General features: G+C 69.0%; 15 protein-coding genes and 1 pseudogene. 10 read left to right on the top strand and 6 right to left on the bottom strand.

Annotation, left to right across the window (positions count from 1 at the left end; all coding sequences use genetic code 11):
- Positions 1-355: pseudogene (locus ACOJSN_RS18915) on the top strand (pyridine nucleotide-disulfide oxidoreductase); the annotation flags it as partial.
- Here the strand turns inward: ACOJSN_RS18915 and ACOJSN_RS18910 are convergent.
- From ACOJSN_RS18910 to ACOJSN_RS18890, 5 genes are read right to left on the bottom strand one after another with little or no spacing between them, the layout of a single operon-like run.
- Positions 345-1,034: a histidine phosphatase family protein gene (locus ACOJSN_RS18910; protein ID WP_420114042.1), complete on the bottom strand. Its 690-nt coding sequence runs from the start codon at positions 1,032-1,034 to the stop codon at positions 345-347. The pseudogene ACOJSN_RS18915 and the gene ACOJSN_RS18910 sit on opposite strands and share 11 nt — an antisense overlap.
- A gap of 34 nt (positions 1,035-1,068) precedes the next feature.
- Entirely contained in the window at positions 1,069-1,875 is an 807-nt protein-coding gene (locus ACOJSN_RS18905; protein ID WP_420114041.1) for a CPBP family intramembrane glutamic endopeptidase, read from the bottom strand.
- Between the two features lie 33 nt (positions 1,876-1,908).
- The gene (locus tag ACOJSN_RS18900; protein WP_420114040.1) at positions 1,909-3,063 is read right to left on the bottom strand and encodes a hypothetical protein; all 1,155 of its coding nucleotides are present in this window, start codon (positions 3,061-3,063) and stop codon (positions 1,909-1,911) included.
- Positions 3,064-3,092: 29 nt separating this feature from the next.
- Positions 3,093-4,448 carry an alpha-L-fucosidase gene (locus tag ACOJSN_RS18895; protein ID WP_420114039.1) on the bottom strand — a complete coding sequence of 452 codons (1,356 nt, stop codon included), beginning with the start codon at positions 4,446-4,448 and terminating at the stop codon, positions 3,093-3,095.
- Positions 4,445-5,806, bottom strand: a complete 1,362-nt coding sequence (locus tag ACOJSN_RS18890) for a hypothetical protein (RefSeq protein ID WP_420114038.1) — start codon at positions 5,804-5,806, stop codon at positions 4,445-4,447. Before ACOJSN_RS18890 ends, ACOJSN_RS18895 begins: the two co-directional genes overlap by 4 nt.
- A 203-nt stretch (positions 5,807-6,009) precedes the next feature.
- On the opposite strand from ACOJSN_RS18890, the gene ACOJSN_RS18885 reads away from it, so the two are divergent.
- The 7 genes from ACOJSN_RS18885 to ACOJSN_RS18855 all read left to right on the top strand — a co-directional run bounded on the left by ACOJSN_RS18885 (position 6,010) and on the right by ACOJSN_RS18855 (position 12,887).
- Positions 6,010-6,669 (top strand): hypothetical protein, encoded by a 660-nt coding sequence (locus tag ACOJSN_RS18885; protein WP_420114037.1) that lies wholly within the window; start codon positions 6,010-6,012, stop codon positions 6,667-6,669.
- Positions 6,666-6,971, top strand: coding sequence for a transcriptional regulator (locus ACOJSN_RS18880; RefSeq protein ID WP_420114036.1), 306 nt, complete (start codon positions 6,666-6,668; stop codon positions 6,969-6,971). The genes ACOJSN_RS18885 and ACOJSN_RS18880 overlap by 4 nt, the downstream gene beginning before the upstream one ends.
- Positions 6,968-7,879 (top strand): ABC transporter ATP-binding protein, encoded by a 912-nt coding sequence (locus ACOJSN_RS18875; protein WP_420114035.1) that lies wholly within the window; start codon positions 6,968-6,970, stop codon positions 7,877-7,879. The genes ACOJSN_RS18880 and ACOJSN_RS18875 overlap by 4 nt, the downstream gene beginning before the upstream one ends.
- Complete coding sequence (locus tag ACOJSN_RS18870) at positions 7,876-8,682, top strand: ABC transporter permease (protein ID WP_420114034.1); 807 nt, start codon at positions 7,876-7,878, stop codon at positions 8,680-8,682. The genes ACOJSN_RS18875 and ACOJSN_RS18870 overlap by 4 nt, the downstream gene beginning before the upstream one ends.
- Positions 8,683-8,882: 200 nt before the next feature.
- The gene (locus tag ACOJSN_RS18865; RefSeq protein WP_420114033.1) at positions 8,883-10,754 is read left to right on the top strand and encodes a glycoside hydrolase family 127 protein; all 1,872 of its coding nucleotides are present in this window, start codon (positions 8,883-8,885) and stop codon (positions 10,752-10,754) included.
- A 10-nt stretch (positions 10,755-10,764) separates the two neighbouring features.
- Positions 10,765-11,904: a LacI family DNA-binding transcriptional regulator gene (locus tag ACOJSN_RS18860; protein ID WP_420114032.1), complete on the top strand. Its 1,140-nt coding sequence runs from the start codon at positions 10,765-10,767 to the stop codon at positions 11,902-11,904.
- Positions 11,889-12,887, top strand: coding sequence for a LacI family DNA-binding transcriptional regulator (locus tag ACOJSN_RS18855; protein ID WP_420114031.1), 999 nt, complete (start codon positions 11,889-11,891; stop codon positions 12,885-12,887). Before ACOJSN_RS18860 ends, ACOJSN_RS18855 begins: the two co-directional genes overlap by 16 nt.
- Here ACOJSN_RS18855 and ACOJSN_RS18850 read toward each other — a convergent pair.
- Positions 12,876-15,212 carry an alpha-L-arabinofuranosidase C-terminal domain-containing protein gene (locus tag ACOJSN_RS18850; RefSeq protein WP_420114030.1) on the bottom strand — a complete coding sequence of 779 codons (2,337 nt, stop codon included), beginning with the start codon at positions 15,210-15,212 and terminating at the stop codon, positions 12,876-12,878. The two genes, ACOJSN_RS18855 and ACOJSN_RS18850, sit on opposite strands and share 12 nt — an antisense overlap.
- Positions 15,213-15,538: 326 nt before the next feature.
- Here ACOJSN_RS18850 and ACOJSN_RS18845 point away from each other — a divergent pair, with 326 nt between their 5' ends.
- Both ACOJSN_RS18845 and ACOJSN_RS18840 read left to right on the top strand, forming a co-directional pair.
- Positions 15,539-17,035, top strand: coding sequence for an ABC transporter substrate-binding protein (locus tag ACOJSN_RS18845; protein ID WP_420114029.1), 1,497 nt, complete (start codon positions 15,539-15,541; stop codon positions 17,033-17,035).
- Between the two features lie 59 nt (positions 17,036-17,094).
- Positions 17,095-17,801, top strand: a 707-nt coding sequence (locus ACOJSN_RS18840) for an ABC transporter permease subunit (RefSeq protein ID WP_420114028.1), incomplete at its 3' end; no start/stop codon positions are given.

Raw genomic sequence — 17,801 nt, 5'->3', positions numbered from 1 at the left:
CGTGACCGGGCTGGCCCGGACGCCGAGTTTGCGAGCCGCGGCCGAGCGGGGTGTGATGCAGCGGCACCCGATGTTCAGCGAGATCATGCCCACCGGGGTGCGCTGGGCCGACGGCACCGAGCAACGCGCCGACGCCATCCTCTGGGCCACCGGCTTCCGCTCCCAGCTCGACCACCTCGCGCCCTTGCGCCTGCGCGGCCGCGGTGGCGGCATCGAGATGGCCGGGACCCAGGTGGCGGCCGAGCCGCGCGTGCACCTGGTCGGCTACGGCCCGTCGGCCTCCACGATCGGGGCGAACCGTGCCGGACGCGAGGCGGCGAGCGGGGTGGTGGCGTTGCTGGACGCTACTCGCTGACGAGGTCGTCGCTCAGGTGCGGCATCCAATCGAGCGCGTGGGCGGTCACCGTGGCGCCGTCGGTCTTCGGCTCGTCGGCGAACAGGCTGATCGCGGTGTTGTGCTTGACCACCCAGCCGGTCATCTGCTCGATCCCGAGGAACGCGCGGAGCAGGTGCTGGAAGAAGGCGCCGTGGGTGAACAGGGCGACCACGTCGCCGTCGTCGTGCTGCTCACGCAACCCGGAGACCAACGCGCGGGCACGCGCAGCACGCACCTCGGCGTCGTGCTCGTAAGGGAGGGTGTACCAGCCGTCCGCGCCAGCAGTCTCGGGCAGCACGAGCCGGGCGCTCGCGGCCAGCAGCGCCGTGTCCGAGGCGCCGGGATGCGGCGTGCGCACCTCGTCCGCCTCGGTGAACGGCCCGCCGAGCTCGTAGGCGTCGAGGTGGCCGAGCAGCGGGAGGTCAAGCGCGTCGGCGAGCGGCGCGGCAGTCTGGACCGCCCGCGTCATCAGGCTGGTGTGGATCTGGGTGATCTGCCACGGGAGGGCGCCTGCGGACACGGTCTCCGCGAGGCGGGCGGCCTGGGTGTGACCGAGGTCGGTGAGCTCGGGGTCGTGGTGCCGGCCCACAGAGTCGCCGGTCTGTTCGTAGAGGAGGTTGTTGACGGACTGGCCATGTCTGATGACGACGAAACGCACACGCCCATCCTGCCGGACCTCGGCGTGGCGCCGGTCAGCCGAGGCCGAGCGCGGCGAGCCAGGACTCGGGGAGGTAGGCGTACCCCACGAACGCCACCACATCGAGCAGCGTGTGGGCGATGACCAACGGCATCACACGCCGTCGGCCCCATCGTGAGAGGTAGAAACAGGTGAAGACCACGCCCATCGCGATGTTGGCCGCGAACGGCCCCCAGCCCTGGTACAGGTGGTACGAGCCGCGGATCAGTGAGGAGGTCAGCACGATCAGCGCGACCTTCCAGCGCAACTCCTCGAGCCGCTCCACCAGGTAGCCGACCACGATCACCTCCTCGATCAGCCCGTTCTTGAGAGCAGCGAGGATGAGCACGGGGATCGTCCACCAGTAGGCGTCGAGCGCGGAGGCCTGCACCTCGACCGTGATCCCGGCGGCCCGCCCCGCAAGGTAGATCGCCAGCCCGGGGATTCCGATGACCGCGCCGAGCGCGAGCCCCCACAGCGCATCCCGGCCCGGGCGGGCGCCGTCGAGGCCGATCCGCCGCACCGCGCTGCGGCCACCCTCGGAGAGCAGGTACAGCGCCAGCAGCACCGGCACGAGCGCGAACGTGATCGACAGGATCTGGTAGGTCAGGTCGAACAGCGACCTGTCGGACTGCGAGGTGTTGATCGACGTGGTCTGCTCGCCCAACGGGCCCCGCGACATCGCGTCGATGATGTTCACGAGCGCGTACACGCCCGATCGCCCGAGCGAGAGACCCATGACGATCCAGATCTCCGCCGTGAGCCGACGTCGCCGCGCGGGGGTGGGTTCCGCTCCAACCAGGGGTGGGCCGGTCTCGGTCATGGCCTCGTTATAGCGCAGCGTGCTGAAGCGCGCTCAGCTCACCTCGCGCCAGAAGCAGCGAACGACGGCGAGGCGCGCCTCGTCGTAGTCCGTCCACTTGGCCTCCGGGAGCCTCGTGCGGGGGACCTCGGTGAAGCCGCGGCGAGAGAAGAACTCAGCGGCGTCGGGGGAGACCGTGACGGCGAACACCGCGCGCAGGCCGAGGGCGGCGGCGCGCGTGACCACTCCTTCGAGCAGCATGCCGCCGGCGCCCGCGCCGGAGAACTCGCTGACGGTGATCAGCCCGGATACCTCGGCCGCCCCCTCGCCCGCGTAGCGGTCGGTCTCGCGACCGACCCCCCCCGCGAGGTGGCCCGAGCGCACCACCCGCGCGCCCAGTCCACCCACGGCCATGCGCGCGATCTCGGCGCGGCTGCGGGGCTTGAGCACGCCGTCGCGGACGCCCTGCTCCACGAGCGCCTCGACCGCCGGCAGGTCGTCGACCCGGAGTTGTGCGAGCCGCACGTAACCACCGAGGGTGAGCAGCGTGCCGGCGCCGTCGAAGGTGAACAGCTCGAGCTCGAGGTCGTCGGCGCGGCACAGGTTGACGCTGTACGCGCCACCGCGTAGCGCCGCTTCCGCGGCGGGGAGCAGGTTGCCGATGCCGCGCCGGGTCAGCTCGCCCAGCAGGCCCAGCCGGTAGATCTCCAGGTCCGCGAAGCTGCGGGGCGGGTCACCCCAGCCGCCACCGGGATCGGTGAACACCACCTTGGACGCGCGCAGGCCGGCAGCGAGGAACCCGGTGGTCTCGGCCACGCCGTCGGGGTTCGCGACGACCACCACCCGGTCGGTGTCCGCGACCGTCAGCCACAGCCCGGCCATGCCGGCGTCCTCCCACACGGTCGGCGACGGGACGACCGTGGGCGCAGCCGGCAGCGCCTGCGCGAGTCGCTCGGCGTCCTCCGCCTCGTTCACCACCAGCACGAACCGCGTGTCCCCGGGAACGAATCCCGAGACGGTCCGCGCGACCGCCGCGATCCCGGCATCGGTCAGCACAGGCAACGAGACCACGATCGTGACGCCCCGGAACTCCTCGACGAAGAACGCGCGCTCCTGCTCCGGGATCGTGCCGTCCTCGCGCGGCACGTGCGGGATCGCCGGCCGCCGCCGCATCGGCGGCGGGGTCGTGCTCAGCTCGCGCGGCTCCATCGGTGCCTAGTGTGGCGCAGTCCCGCGGCTCAGTCGTGGTTGTCCGCCCGACGGCGGTGCTCGCCACGGGCGTGATGGTGCAGTCCGACGTGGGTCAGGCGGGCGGGCCCGTAGGCCAGGTCGATGCTCACGCGGAGCCGGCGGATCCGGGTCGGCGGGATCCGCAGCGCTCGCAGGTGTCCGATCGTGGTGCCTGAGGTGAGCGGACGCCACGGTGCGTCTCCGGGCTCGCCGTCATCGACCTGCACGCGGAACGCGGCGATGTGCTGGCCGCCCTCGATGTCCTCGGCGAGCGTGACGAGGTCGGCGGTCACCGGTTCCGGGAGCGTGAGGACCAGGGTGGCGCCGTCGGACTCTACCGCCGCACCGGCGAGCAGATCGGTGCCGAACACCTCCTCACGCAGCTCGGCGAACGCGTGCAGCGCCGCGACGTCGGCGTCATCGAGGAGGCCGTCGCGGTTCGGGGGAACGTTGAGCAACAGCTTGCTGTTGCGGCCGACCGAGGTGAGATACAGATCGAGCAGAGCTCCGCCGTCGAGCGGGGTCTCGGACTCGTGCCAGAACCAGCCCGGGCGGATCGAGACATCGGTCTCGGCGGGGCGCCACGCGGCGCCCTCCGGGTCGCCGTGCCGCAGCGAGTCGAGCGTCCAGGGGTCGGAGCGGCCGGGCGTGGGTACGCGCGCGGGGTCGATGCCGGACCAGCAGGTCGCGCCCGCGACACCATCCTCGTTCCCGACCCAGCGCACATCCGGCCCGGCGTCGGAGAAGATCACGGCACCCGGCTGCAGCTCGCGCACGGTGCCGATGATGCGGTCCCAGTCGTAGCGCTGGCGGCCACGCGCGCTCTCCCCGACGGCGCCGTCGAACCACACCTCGGCGATGTCGCCGTAGTCCGTGAGCAGCTCGGTGAGCTGAGCGATCAGCAGATCGTCGTACTCGCGGCCGGTGCCGTAACTGGGCGCGTTGCGGTCCCACGGCGAGCAGTAGATCCCGAACCTGATCCCCTCGGAGGCGCAGGCCTCGGCGGCCTCGCGCACCACGTCACCGGAGCCGCCGCGCCATGGGCTCGCCGCCACGCTGTGCGTGGTGGTGGCGGTGGGCCAGAGGCAGAAGCCGTCGTGGTGCTTGGCGGTGAGGATCAGGGTGCCGAAGCCGGCCTCGCGGGCGGTGCGGGCCCACTGGCGCGCGTTCAGATCCGCCGGGTCGAAGATCGACGGATCCTCGGTGCCGTCACCCCACTCGCGGTCGGTGACGGTGTTGATGCCGAGGTGCACGAACATCGCGAGCTCCTCGCGCTGCCAGGCCAGCTGCGCCGGGCTCGGCCGGGCAGCCTCGGTGAGCCGCGGCGCGGTGGTGAGGGCCGCCGTCGGGCTCTCGATGATCACCGTGACCCGACTGCGAGGACCACCTCGGTCTCGTACTGCTGGGAGGAGGCCATCTGGCCGCGGAACCACGTGACCACGCGGCGGCTCGGGTCGCCGGGCACCGCGATCGGGCGGTAGTTGGAGGCGGGCGAGCCCTCGGTGAGCGGGGTCCAGGTCCAGGTCGCGCCCGCATCGGCGGTGGTGCCGTGGAAGATCTCGTGCACGCCGAGATCGCGGCCGTCACGCGGGTCGATCGTGGTGGAGAAGTAGAGCGCGTCGAGGTCGTCGGGGTCGATCGTGCCGAGGCCCGTGTAGTCGGTCTCGTGCGGCAGCAGCTGCGCGCCGGCATCGCCGACCTTGGTCACCTGCCACTCGCTGGCGCCGGGGGCGAGCTCGGCGCGCAGCAGGGCGTGCGGGAGCGGGATGTCGGTGGTGCGTGGGACGTCGAGGCCGAGCTCATCATCGGTACGGGCCGTGAACAGGGCGACGATGCGGCCGGACTCGTCGCGCCCGACGTCGGCGGTCCAGCAGTGCGTCATCACCTGGCCATCGATGCTGGTCCCGTTCGCGAACACCGGCGTGAGGTCCTCGGCCCGCGGCGTCGGGTCCTCGATGCCTCGACCCAGCGGCCCTACGGCGGTGCCATCAGCCCGGTAGAGATGGTCACCTTCGAGGTAGCCGTGCCAGATCGAGGTCGGGAAGTCGCGCGGGTGGTACTCGGTGATGATGAAGTCGACTCTGTCGATCCGGTCCCTGGACTCTTTCGGGAACGGGCCGGAGGTGTACCGGGCGTAGCCGTTGACGTAGCCGACCTTCTCACGCGTGAGCAGGCGGCCGCCGAAGCTCCAGGTGGCGCCGTCGTCCTCGGAGACCAGGTAGCACGGGTCGTCGTTGACCGCCCGGGCGAAGCAGTAGAGCTTGTCTCCGAGCGGGTGCACGTTCTGGTAGGTGACGCCCCGGCCCGGTCCGCGCCCGGTGAACTCCGAGCCGAAGTGCTCCGACCACTGGTAGGACTGCTCCGGCCCCCACGCGGTGGGGTCGTTCGGCTCGGAGACGCGCCAGAACGTGAACTCGTCGGTCTTGTGCCGCGAGTAGACGGCCACCCAGCGGCCGTCCTTGCGGTGCCAGAACGCCGCCGTGTCGTGGTCGTCGGCCTCGAAGCCGGCGTGCAGCACGGCCCGAGTGGCGGCCAGATCGCTCGAGGCGAGATCCACGACCGTGACCTCGACATCCCCATCCCTCGCTCCGCCGTCGGCCCCTGCGGGCGAGGCGACCGAGCCGATCAGGGCGGTCCCGGTCGCCGGGTCCACCACTGCCCGCTCGTCCTGGAACCAGCACCAGCCACCGTTGGCGTTGACGACGCCCACCCTGTCGAACATGGCGCCAACCTTTCCATGGATCGCCGGGCGTGGGAAGCGCTATCCACGCCTCCGATGTGCCGAGATCGCTGTTCTGGGTCGAGATCGCTGGTTCAGACGCGCGATCTCGACCCGGAGCAGCGATCTCGACGATGAGCTTGACGGCGAGGCGCGGATGCTGCAGAGTACTTTGCAACGCAAACTACTCTGCAGCAGGAGGCAGCATGGCTGAGGACCGCGATGCGGCGCCGCTCGACGGCGACGCCGGCGACGACGTCGCCTCGCCCGCCGAGGCGCTCGCCGCGATCAAGGCGTCGCAGGCGAACGTGCGGCAGCAGACCCAGGTCAGCTCCACGGCGCTCTTCACCGTGTGGGGCTTCGCATTCCTCGTCGCCTACACCGCGCTCTACCTCGGCTACAGCGAGGAGGAGCAGATGCCGCGGGGCTGGTCGATGCTCGTGCTCGTGGTGTGCATCATCGGGGCACTGGTCTTCACGGGGGTGCACATCGCCCGCCGCACACGCGGTATCCGCGGGCAGAGCGCGAGGGTCGGCGCGATGTACGGGTTCTCCTGGGTGTTCTGCTTCATGTTCGCCTCAGTGATCTTCGGAGCGGTCGGAGCAGCCGGAGCATCGCCGCTGGTGATGTCGATCCTCACCAACGCCGTGAGCCTGCTGATCGTCGCCGCCCTCTACATGGCCGGCGGTGCGCTCTGGCAGGAGTGGCGGATGTTCGCGCTCGGAGCGTGGTTCGCCGTGATCGGTTCAGTGGCGGTGTTCGTGATGCCGCCCAACGGCTACCTCGTGCAGGCGATCGCGGGCGGCGGTGGCTTCCTCGCGGCAGCGCTCACAGCGACGATCGTCGAGAGGCGGCGGGCGAAGTGACGGAGGCCGAGCTCGATCCCGTGATCCACGCCCAGTCCCGGCTGCGGGTGGTGGCGACGCTCGCCGGTGTCGCTCCCGGAGATCAGATCGTCTTCACGCGGCTGCAGAAGGTGCTCGGCATGACCGCCGGCAACCTGTCCACCCACCTGCGCAAGCTCGAGGACGCCGAGTACGTGACCGTGCAGAAGGCGTTCGAAGGGCGCAGCCCCGTCACATCCATCGCGCTCACGCCCCGCGGGCGGCATGCGTTCGAGACCTACACCGCCTCGTTAGAGGCACTCCTGAAAGGGGCTATCGAATGACCAGCATCACCAGCACGGCTGTCGTGGAAGTCGAGGAGGCTCGGCGTTCCTTCGGTGACGTCCTCGCGCTCGACGGCGTCTCACTCGCGGTCGAGCCCGGCGAGATCGTGGGCCTGCTCGGGCCGAACGGGGCCGGCAAGAGCACGCTGCTCTCACTGATCAACGGGCAGCGGAAGCCGAGCTCGGGGACCGTGCGCCTGTTCGGGCAGGACCCACGCACGCCGGCCGCACGGATCGGGCTCGGTGTGACCCCGCAAGAGACAGGGCTCCCGGCCTCGCTCAAGGTCGGCGAGGTGGTCGACTTCGTGAGCGGCCACTACCCGAACCCGATGCCGCGCGCCGAGCTGCTCGAGCGGTTCGACCTCGCCGACCTTGCCGGCCGCCAGACCGGTGGGCTGTCCGGAGGGCAGAAGCGCCGGCTGGCCGTGGCCTTGTCGCTGGCCGGGCAGCCGCGGCTCGTGCTGTTGGATGAGCCGACGACGGGGCTCGACGTCGAGGGTCGTCGCGCCTTGTGGGGTGCCTTGCGTGAGTACCACCGCGAGGGTGCGACGGTGATCGTGACCAGTCACTACCTCGAAGAGATCGAGGCGCTCGCGGAACGGGTCGTGGTGATCGGCGGTGGACGCATCCTCGCCGACGACACCCTGCCTGCCGTGATCTCCCGCGTGCAGTCGCACCGGGTGACCTTCCACAGCGACGTTGCGCGCGACCGGGTGGCGCAGCTGCCCGGCGTCACCGCGGTGGACGCCGATGGCGACCGCTACTCCCTGCTCACCGGCGACTCCGATGCCTTCGTGCGTGAGCTCGTCACCAGCGGAACCACCTTCACAGGGCTCGAGGTGCGTGGCGCCTCGCTCGAAGAGGCCTTCCTCAGCCTGACCGACACCGACACGGAGGTCGCAGCATGACCACGCAGACCCTTGACCGGACCAGCTCGCGCGCGGCGGGCGTGGCCCCGCCCACCTTCATGCGTCTGGCACTCCTGCACGCGAAGTACAACATCCTCGAGACGATCCGCATCCCGATCGCCGTGATCGGCAACCTGATGTTCCCGACGCTCGCGATGTTCTTCTTCGTGGTCCCCCAGGAGGTCGTGACGAGCGACCCTCTGTGGTCGATGATGTCCGTGGGCGGGCTCGCGATGTTCTCCGTGATGAGCACCTTCATGTTCACGTTCGGTGTGGGGGTGGCCGAGGACCGGGCGCTGCCCTTCGACCCGTACCTGCGCACGATGCCGGCAGGTGCTGGGCCGCGCATGCTGGGGCGCATCCTCACCGGGTGTGTGTTCGCGCTGGTCGCGCTGGTGCCGCTGGGGCTGGTCGCGGGGATCTTCACCGCCGCCGCGCCCACACCGCTGCAGCTGCTGCTCGGTGTGGCCACGCTGCTGGCCGCAGGCATCCCGTTCCTCATGCTCGGCCTGTTCATCGGATACCGCTTGAGCAGCAAGGCCGCGATCGCCGTGGTCCAGGTGATCCTGTTCCCGCTGGCGTTCGCCGGAGGGCTGTTCATGCCGGCCGAGATGTTCCCGAGCTGGCTCGCGACGGCCAGCTCCTTCCTGCCCAGCCGCGCCGGCCGCGACCTCGTGATCAGCGCGCTCACCGGCACCGAGGTCTACGCGTACGCGTTGCCCGTGCTGCTCGGCTGGGGCGTGCTGTTCACCGCGCTCGCCATCTGGGCGTACCGCCGCGACGAGGGTCGCCGCTTCCGCTGAAGCACGTCCTCCGGCCGACCGCTCCAGGCCGCCGAGCTCGTCGATGTGCGCCGAACTAGTAGATCGACATCTACGAGTTCAGCAGCGATCGACGATCTCGGCGGGCGAGGACCGGGCAGGCTGATGTCCTGCCACTTTGACAACGCTGAACTCCTGCTCGTAGTCTCGCGACTGTCGCCTCATCCACAAAGGAGCGGACGTTGACCAACCCCGTGGGCAGTTCGATCGCCACACCCGCCCTACCGTGTGCGCAACGGACCCACCGGCCTCTCGCGATCCCTGCGATCCGACTCGGCCGGGCCGGGCCGCTGGGCACCTGGCAGCAGCGCAATGCCGACGCCACGATCGACCACCTGATCAGCAACCTCGAGTCCTCCGGCGTGCTGGACAACTTCCGCCGGGTGATCGGGGAGTCGGGTGCTGACTATCGCGGCTTCGTGTTCGCCGACTCCGACCTCTACAAGACGATCGAGGCGGTCGCCTGGGAGATCGCGCGCACCGGCACCACGCGCTGGGACCCATGGCTCGACGGCGTGATCGGCTTGGTCGGGCGGGTCCAGGAGCCGTCGGGCTACGTGATGACCTGGATCCAGGGCGTCCATCCCGGAAAGCGGTTCGCCGAGCTCGAGTGGACCCACGAGATGTACGTGCTCGGCCACATGATCCAGGCCGCGGTCGCGCTCGACCGGGCTGCCGGGCGGGGCGACCTGCTCACGATCGCTCGCGGGTTCGCCGACCTCATCGACCGCCGCTTCGGCCCCGGTCATGAGGAGGGCATCTGCGGCCACCCCGAGATCGAGACCGCGCTCGTGGAGCTCTACCGGCACACCGGTGAGCAGCGCTACCTCGACCTCGCGCAGCGGATGATCGACCTGCGCGGCATGGGTCTGCTCAAGGTCGGCGGGCTCGGTGCCTCCTACTTCCAGGACCACACGCCGGTGCGCGAGTCGCAGCACGCGGTCGGGCACGCCGTGCGTCAGCTCTACCTCAACGCTGGTGTCACCGACGTCCATCTCGAGACCGGCGAGCAGGCCCTGCTGGACGCGATGAACGTGCAGTGGGTCAGCGCCCACCACCGCAAGATGTACCTCACCGGCGCGTTCGGATCGCGGCACCGGGACGAGGCGTTCGGCGACGACTACGAGCTCCCCTCGGACCGCGCCTACGCCGAGACCTGCGCCACGATCGCCGATGTCCACTGGGCCTGGCGGATGCTGCTCGCCGGCGACTCGCCCGCCGAGTACGCCGAGACGATCGAGCGGGAGCTGCACAACGCGCTCGCCGCCGCCGTGGGCGATGACGGCACCACCTTCTTCTACGCCAACCCGCTGCAGCTGCGCCCGGACCGGTTCTCCGAGGAGAACGCCCCGCGCGAGCGTCAGCCCTGGTACTCGTGCGCGTGCTGCCCGCCGAACCTCGCGCGGTTGTTCGCGCAGATGTCGGCCTATGTGGCCACGACCACCGAGAACGCGCTCGCGCTGCACCTGTATGCGGACGCCGAGATCGATGTCCCCGAGCATCTCGGCGGCGGCACGCTCACGGTCGCGACCCGGTACCCCGACGATGGCGAGGTCCAGCTCTCGTACGACGGCTCGGCGCCGCTGCGACTCGCCTTGCGCATCCCCAGCTGGTCTCGTAAGTCCACCCTCGACGGCGAACCGGTCCGGCCCGGTCCCGATGGTTACGTCTGCGTGGAGTTGAGCGGGTCACGCACACTGGCGCTCGACCTCACACCCCGGTGGACGCAGGCGCACCACCGCGTCGATGCCCTCCGTGGCGCCCGGGCCATCGAGGTGGGGCCACGCGTCTACTGCGTCGAGCAGGTGGACCTGCCCGGCGGCATCGCACTCGACGACGTCATCGTCGCCGAGAGTGCTCCGCTGGCCATCCATGCGGAGCACGGCGCACCCCAGGTGCGCTTCGCAGGGAGTCGCCGACCGCCGTCGGGCGCGCTCTATGCTTCACCCGAGTCAACTCAGGGCGAGGGTGGGGTCGCGATCACGGCCATCCCGTTCGCGGCCTGGGGAAACCGCGGCAGCAACGCCATGCGCGTGTGGCTACCCAGCATCTAGTGCGCTACGCGTGACCGCCTCGCGCCGCGCTCGTGGCGGTCACGCGGAAGAGGGTGGGCGACAGCCCGATAGCCAGGCAGCGTCCAGTGGCCAGCAGGGCGGGGAGTCGGCGCCGCCCTATCATGTCGCCATGTCGGCCACGATGCGGGATGTCGCGAATCAGGCAGGCGTCTCGATCAAGACCGTGTCGCGGGTGGTGAACGGCGAGCCGCATGTGCGACCCGAGACCGCGCGTCAGGTGCTGCGCGCGATCGGTGAGCTCGGCTGGGTGGCGAACGAGGCCGCGCGATCCATGCGGACCGGCAAAACCAATCGGCTAGGCATCGCCGTCAGCGGTCTGCGGCGCCCAAGGCTCGCGCGTCTGGTCGAGTCGATCGTGCATGAGGCTGACGGCCGTGGCATGGCAGCCGTGGTGGAGCCCACACACGAGGATATGGCCAGGCTGACCCGGATCGGCAGCGACCTCGGGCAGCACTTCGACGGGCTGGTGGTGGTGGCTCCGACCCAGGTTCCGGACGAGCTCGTCGTCGCTCTCCGGGGCATGCCGGTAGTGGCAGTCCAGAGTGGCCGGCCGGGCATCGGATGGGACAGCGTTGACGATGACGTAGGCGACGCTGTCGCGCTGATCTGCCGCCATCTCTCCGTGATGGGCCGCACTTCTGTGGCCCTGCTCGGCCCCGACCGAGCTGTGGGCCCACACGAGGAAACGCCCTCGCACAGGATGCGTGAGGCGATGGCATCCGTGGGGCTCGATTCAGATGCGCTGTATGTGGCTCTGGAAGGCACCGATCCCCGGGCCGCCGGCGCTAGTGCCGCACAGGAAGCGTTGCTCCTGCGGCCGCGTCTGGATGCGGTGGTGTGCTCCGATGATGAGGTAGCGCTCGGAGCGCTCTGGGCGTTGGACAGGGCAGGCGTGACCGTTCCGGACGACGTGGCAGTGATCGGCTACGACGCATTGTCCGACGGCGTCTTCTCCACACCTTCGTTGACAACGGTCGACCCGGTGACCGATCGCATCGCCCACACGGCGCTCGCCCTTCTGGTCGAGCGCATCGCCGGTGAGGCTCCGGCCGAGCCGCGCTCGGTGCTGCTACCCGTGGAATTGTTGCGACGCGAATCGACGATGGGCTCGCTGTGGTCCGGCCGGTAACGCTGGCGGATGTCGCGCGGCTTGCGCGCGTCTCGCCCAAGACGGTCTCCAACGTGCTGGCTGGCAAACCGCACGTCTCGCCGAGCACCAGAGAAGCGGTCGAGGCCGCCGTCGCTGCGTTGCAGTACCGCCCCCACATGGGAGGCAGGTCGTTGGCGTCCGGGCGCACCGGCCGCATCGCGGTCGTGGTCCCGAATCTGTACCAGCCCTACTTCGCCGAGTTGGCGGAGCGCTTGATCGTCGCCGTGGAGCACATCGGGCTCACCACGACCCTTCGCCTTGCCCCGGACGCAAACGCCGAGCGGGATGCCCTCATCGGCGTCACTACCTCCGATGCCGATGCTCTGCTCGTCTGTCCACACTTCTCGCCCCGTGTCCTGCTCGACGGGCAGCGACCGGGCAGGCCGATCATTCAGGTCGGCGGGCCTGGTGACGACGAGATCGATTGCGTGGTCATGGGCGAGTACAGAGGTGCCGCCGACATCACTGAACATCTCCTGGCGCTTGGACGCCGCCAGATCGCGATCGTCTGGAACGGTGCGCCGCATGAGGGCGATCGCTACCGCGGCGTCGTCGACACCCTGCGTGCGCATGGCATCGAGGCCGATGAGCTTCCGTTCGTGGTCGGCTCAGATTGGGATCGACGCGAGTCCGGCTACGAAGCGGTGACAGGGTTGCTCCGGGGTGGGCGGGAGATCGATGCCTTGCTCTGCGCGAACGATGCCACGGCGATCGGCGCGCTTCGCGCGCTGCGTGTGCGTGGCGTCCGCGTGCCGGATGACGTGGCCGTAACCGGGTTCGACGACACCGACGAGTCGCGCTTCACGCTGCCGCCCTTGACCTCCGTCAGCCCCGAGCAGGATGCGATGGTGGCTGCAGCGATCGAGATGTTGCAGGCCCGCCTCGCGGGCGACCAGGGCCCGGCGCGGCGCGTGGGCACGGGGGCCCATGTGGTCGCCCGTGCCTCGACGTTAGGGCACTGAGCCGCAGCTTGAGGTCGGCGGGGCAATCGTCAACGTGGTGACTGACCACGGCGGCGCCACGAACTCCAAACAATCGTCCGCAGCAGTGATCTCGCCAGCCCGTGGCGTGACCGGCGAGGTAGTGAAAGGCGCGCCCGCCTCCGGTTCGGCCCCCGCCAGCGTGGTGGTGAGTGCGCGTACGCCGGAGGTGATTCCTTCGCCGGTGATCTGGATCTGCCGCGGGGCATCGCTCGGGGCGACGACGGTGACCAGCGTCTCGTTGCCCCGCCTCGTCGCGCCAACAACGAGCTCGGGTGCAGGGCGCTGGTCGTCGTTGTGGTCGTGGATCAGCTGGTCGTCGAGCCAAGCCTGGATGCGAGCGCCGTCGATGCGGATCCGAATGTCGGTGTCGACACCGGTCTGGACTCCCTCGAACCGGTGCGGTCCATCGACCTCATCGGTGATGTCGTCATCCCTGCGAGAGAGGGTGAGCCCTCGGTTGCGCCACTCACCCACGCGCCACTCGTGCATGGTTCCCGACTCAGGGTCGCCAAAGCCGACGATGAATCCCTCGCTGCCGCCCTCTCGAGTGGCGGTGAGCCGCATCTCGACGGCCCGCCCATCAGCGATCACTCCTGCTACTCGGGCGACGCCGCCATCCGGAGCCGTGGTGGCCTCCGCGCGTGGCTCGCCGTCGACGACGATCGCGGCGAAGCGCGTGGTGGAGCCCTTGCTGCGAAGTTCGATCTCCCGCATCGAGGGACGTGGCTGCGCTCGTTCGCCGCCGCCTTCCACACGGCAGCCCAGGACCTCATCGCCGCGGTGGCGTGCGAGCATCCACGCGGCGTGATAGTTCGCGCTCGGCAGTACCTCCTCGTCGGTGAAGTAGATGAGATCGGGTACCCATTGCGTGCTGCCGACACGTGCGAGCAACGGCGCGTACGACGCGAGCTTGACGATGTCCGAGTTGCGTTCGATGCCGATCATGTAGGCGGCTTCGGCCACGGCCGATCGGACACTCGACGTGCGCGCAGCCCATTCCCCCAGGTACACGGCAGGTCCGCTGCGGTCGTAGCCCTCAAAGCGGTCGACGTTCTGCAGCAGCCAACGCGGGGTGCGGTAGCTGTGCTCGTCCACCATCTGTACCCCGTGCCGGCGGGCCACGCTCCAGCCGTTGTCGTAGTCGGGGCCGTAGGGCTTCGGGCCGAGCGTGCCGATCACCGTCACCTCGGGGTGCGCGGCCTGGACGACGTCGAAAATCTGAGAGAACCGATCCTCGAACTGGTCGTTGACCACGTCTTCGTTGCCGAGGCCTAGGTAGCGCATCCCGAACGGCTCGGGGTGGCCCGCGGCCGCACGGACTGCGCCCCAGCGGGTGTCGACGCCACCATTGGCATACTCGATCAGATCGAGCACATCTTGGATGTACTGAGGCATCCGCGGCTGCGGGATGGCCTGCGGTCCGCCAGGGACGTTCTGGCAGCACACCCCCGCCGCCACCACAGGCATCGGGCTGGCCCCGAGGCGCTCGCATAGAAGGAAGTACTCGTGGTAGCCGATTCGCATCGACTGCCGATATCCCCAGGTGTTGGGCATTCCGCGGCGGTGTTCGCGCGGGCCGATGGTGTGCTTCCAGTGGTAGATGTTGTCGAGCCCGTAGCCGTGTGCCAGGCAGCCTCCGGGGAAGCGGACGAATGCGGGCTGGAGTTCCGCGAGCGCTTCAACCAGATCGTCACGGAACAGCAACTCGGTGCCGGTGGCCGGGTCGACCGGGCGCAACTCGATCAGGTCGACGTCGAGGGTTCCCGCCTCCACCTCCAGTTCCAGCCGGCGCCGTCCCGCGCTGGTGACCTCGAGGTCCGCCTCGTACCACTTCCACTCGTAGGCGTCGGCGGGCACGGGAACTCGTGTGGTGGCGTTGGTTTCGCCCAGGTGGTCGCGTAGGTGAGCCCGGAGGCGGGGTTGGCCTTCCTGTGCGCGCGCCGCGAGGTGCAGGCGGTAGCGCCCGGGTGCCACGAACATCCCCGATTCGTCGTAACCACGGTTGCTCGCGGTTGCTGACTGCTGATCGCCGGCCACAAGTCGCAGGTACGTGGCATTGGCCGGGGCGAACGGCGCATCCGACCGGATACGGACAGCGGCGGGGTCGCTCACCTCCCAACCGGTCAGCGGTCCCCAGGTCGGGGAGTCTGCCGGCGTAGCTTCGAAGTCACCGTTGCGGACCAGGTCGGCGTTCAGGCCGCCGTCGAGGGAATAGTTGATGTCCTCGAGGAACAGTCCCCAAAGGTCCTGACTCACTCGACGCCCGAGCGGTGCGCCGATCTTGACCATCGCTGTCTCAACCACGAATCCTCCATCGGTACGTGTGCGGGCTGCCGCCCTGCTGGACACGGTACAGCGTTGACATCCAGCAGGACATCACCTGTTTCAGATCCTGACACGAAGGTTGACAACGCTGGAATGAAGTCTCACCATGTTCCGTGTTCACGCCATCAGGCTCGAACGGTGGCGTCCGGGACGGCTCGCGTTCCGGATGGCGACCTCCGTGAAGGAAAGGCTCGAGGATGAGACGAAGTTCGCTGAGCGCTGCTGCCCTCCTGGCTGCTGGCGCTGTGGTCCTGGCTGGGTGCACCGGCGGCGGTGGAGGTGGGGGATCTGCCGAAGGAGACGGGGTGCTCGACATCCTCGTGGTGAAGCACGGACTCACCGGCCCGATGGCGGACATGGAGTGGGTGACCGCTCTGGAGGAAGCGGCCGGAGTCACGATCAACTGGGAGGAGGTGTCCTCGGATTGGGACCAGAAGAAGGCGACGATGCTCGCGGCCGGCGACGTGCCCGACTTGATCATTGGTGGCAATGCGATCACGGACGCTGACCTGGCTACGTTCACTGGGCTGTTCGAGGACCTCAGTGACGACATGGACGCACTGCCGAACGTCGCTGCGATGTTCGCGGCGCAGCCCAAGGTCGAGGCCATCGCGACGCAGCAGTCAGGTGCGATCTATTCGATCGGTACCTACAAGCGTTTCTGGCCCGAGACGATCGGCCGCCAGTACATCAACCAGGTCTGGCTCGACAATCTCGGGCTTGACGTCCCCACCACCTGGGATGAGCTGTTCGACGTGCTCGTCGCGTTCAGGGACGAGGATGCCAACGGCAACGGGGACCCTGATGACGAAATCCCGTGGGACTGGGGGCCGGCCAGCACGACCGGTTTCGCCAACAACCACCCGACGGCGCTGCTGGGTAGCCTGGGCGTCCCGATGTCGTACGGCGGCCAGCAAGGTTACGTGCTCGAGGACGGCACGGTGTTCAACTTCCTCGTGGATGAGCGCTACCGCGAAGTGATCGAGTTCGTCCACGAGGCGTATGCGGCCGGGCTCGTGAGCAACGAGGTGATGACGCAGGACTACTCGGCGTACCAGTCCGTGGCGCGTGGCGACGGCGACCTCGCGGCCGTCGGCTATGGCTACGGCTGGACCGCTTCTGACAGGTTCGGTGCCCAGTTGGCCGAGCAGTACACATCGATGGCACCACTGCTCGCTGAGGCAGGTCAGAGCACTCCGGTCGCCTGGAGTTACGACGACGAAAACTACACAGCGAACCACATCACGATGTCTGCGGACGTCGGCGGCGATAAGGATGCCGCGCTCGCGGTGATCAACGCCTTCTACGACCAGGACATCTCGATTCAGGTGCTGTGGGGCGACCTCGGCACGAACGTCGAGAAGCTGGGGGACGACTCCTACGAGGTGCTGCCGCCCGCTGACACCCAGCTCGATCCGTCGACGTGGAAGTGGACCACGACCCTGGCCGACGCAGGTCCGTCCTGGATCCGGGACGACATCGACGTGGTGCTTCCGACCGACATCGAAGAGGCAAACGTCGAGTCGGAGCCACTTCAGGCCGCCTTCGACAACATCGATCCAGAGACCGACGTCTACCCCTTCAAGATCGTCAAGCTCTCGACCGAGGATCGCAACACCATCGCGATCAACAACACCGCGATCATGAACCTCGCCATGTCGAAGTTCGGCGAGTGGATCACGGCCGGCGGTGTCGAGGAGCAGTGGGATGGCTACGTCCAGGAACTCGAGGCGGCTGGTCTGAACCAGAACATCGAGATCTACCAGCGCTACTACGACGAGTACGTCGCCGCCCAGAGCTGATCGACACCCTGCCCGGCCGGTGCCGGCCGGGCAGGGTCGTCCTCGCAGGAAGGACCACCGTGGCGCTCACGCTCGACGGCGAGACCGACGCCGCGCCCGCACGCCGGGTCGCGACCAGGGACCGACCGGGCCTGCCGGCCCGGCTCGGCCGGCACACGCGCCAGCACTGGCAGCTCTGGGTGATGCTGGCACCCGCGATCGCCTTCACGGCACAGTTCTCCTACGTCCCGATGTACGGGATCCAGCTCGCGTTCCGCGAGTTCGACTTCCAGGCCGGTCTCGCCGGTGGCGACTGGGTCGGCCTGAAGTACTTCACGATGTTCTTCGAGAGCCCGATGTTCGGCACGGTGCTGCGGAACACGCTGACGATCAGCCTCGCGACGCTCGTGTTCGGCTTCCTCGCACCGATCTTCCTCGCCCTGGTGGTGAACCAGATCGCGAGCCAGGCGCGCAAGCGCTTCATGCAGACCGCGACCTATCTGCCGCACTTCATCTCGATCGTGGTGCTGGTGGGCATGCTGCAGGTCTTCCTCAACCCCGCCAACGGCGTGCTGACCCGGTTCGTCGGACTGTTCGGGTTCTCCCCCGACTTCCTCGGCAACCCGGACCTGTTCGTGCCGGTCTACGTGGCCTCGGAGATCTGGCAGCACTGCGGCTGGAACTCGATCATCTACCTCGCGGCGCTGGCCGCCGTCGACACCCAGCTCTACGAGGCTGCGCGGGTCGACGGCGCACGCCGGCTGCAGATCATCCGACACGTCGACAT

Source organism: Pseudactinotalea sp. (genome assembly GCF_048594945.1).
GTDB lineage: Bacteria > Actinomycetota > Actinomycetes > Actinomycetales > Beutenbergiaceae > Pseudactinotalea.
The sequence above is the reverse complement of the archived record's forward strand: the minus strand, read 5'-3'. Positions and strand labels throughout refer to the sequence as shown.

Bases quoted from the DNA above. Each gene is read 5' to 3' on its own strand.
- ACOJSN_RS18905 (WP_420114041.1), bottom strand. From the start codon at position 1,875: ATGACCGAGACCGGCCCACCCCTGGTTGGAGCGGAACCCACCCCCGCG.
- ACOJSN_RS18900 (WP_420114040.1), bottom strand. From the start codon at position 3,063: ATGGAGCCGCGCGAGCTGAGCACGACCCCGCCGCCGATGCGGCGGCGG.
- ACOJSN_RS18890 (WP_420114038.1), bottom strand. From the start codon at position 5,806: ATGTTCGACAGGGTGGGCGTCGTCAACGCCAACGGTGGCTGGTGCTGG.
- ACOJSN_RS18885 (WP_420114037.1), top strand. From the start codon at position 6,010: ATGGCTGAGGACCGCGATGCGGCGCCGCTCGACGGCGACGCCGGCGAC.
- ACOJSN_RS18875 (WP_420114035.1), top strand. From the start codon at position 6,968: ATGACCAGCATCACCAGCACGGCTGTCGTGGAAGTCGAGGAGGCTCGG.
- ACOJSN_RS18870 (WP_420114034.1), top strand. From the start codon at position 7,876: ATGACCACGCAGACCCTTGACCGGACCAGCTCGCGCGCGGCGGGCGTG.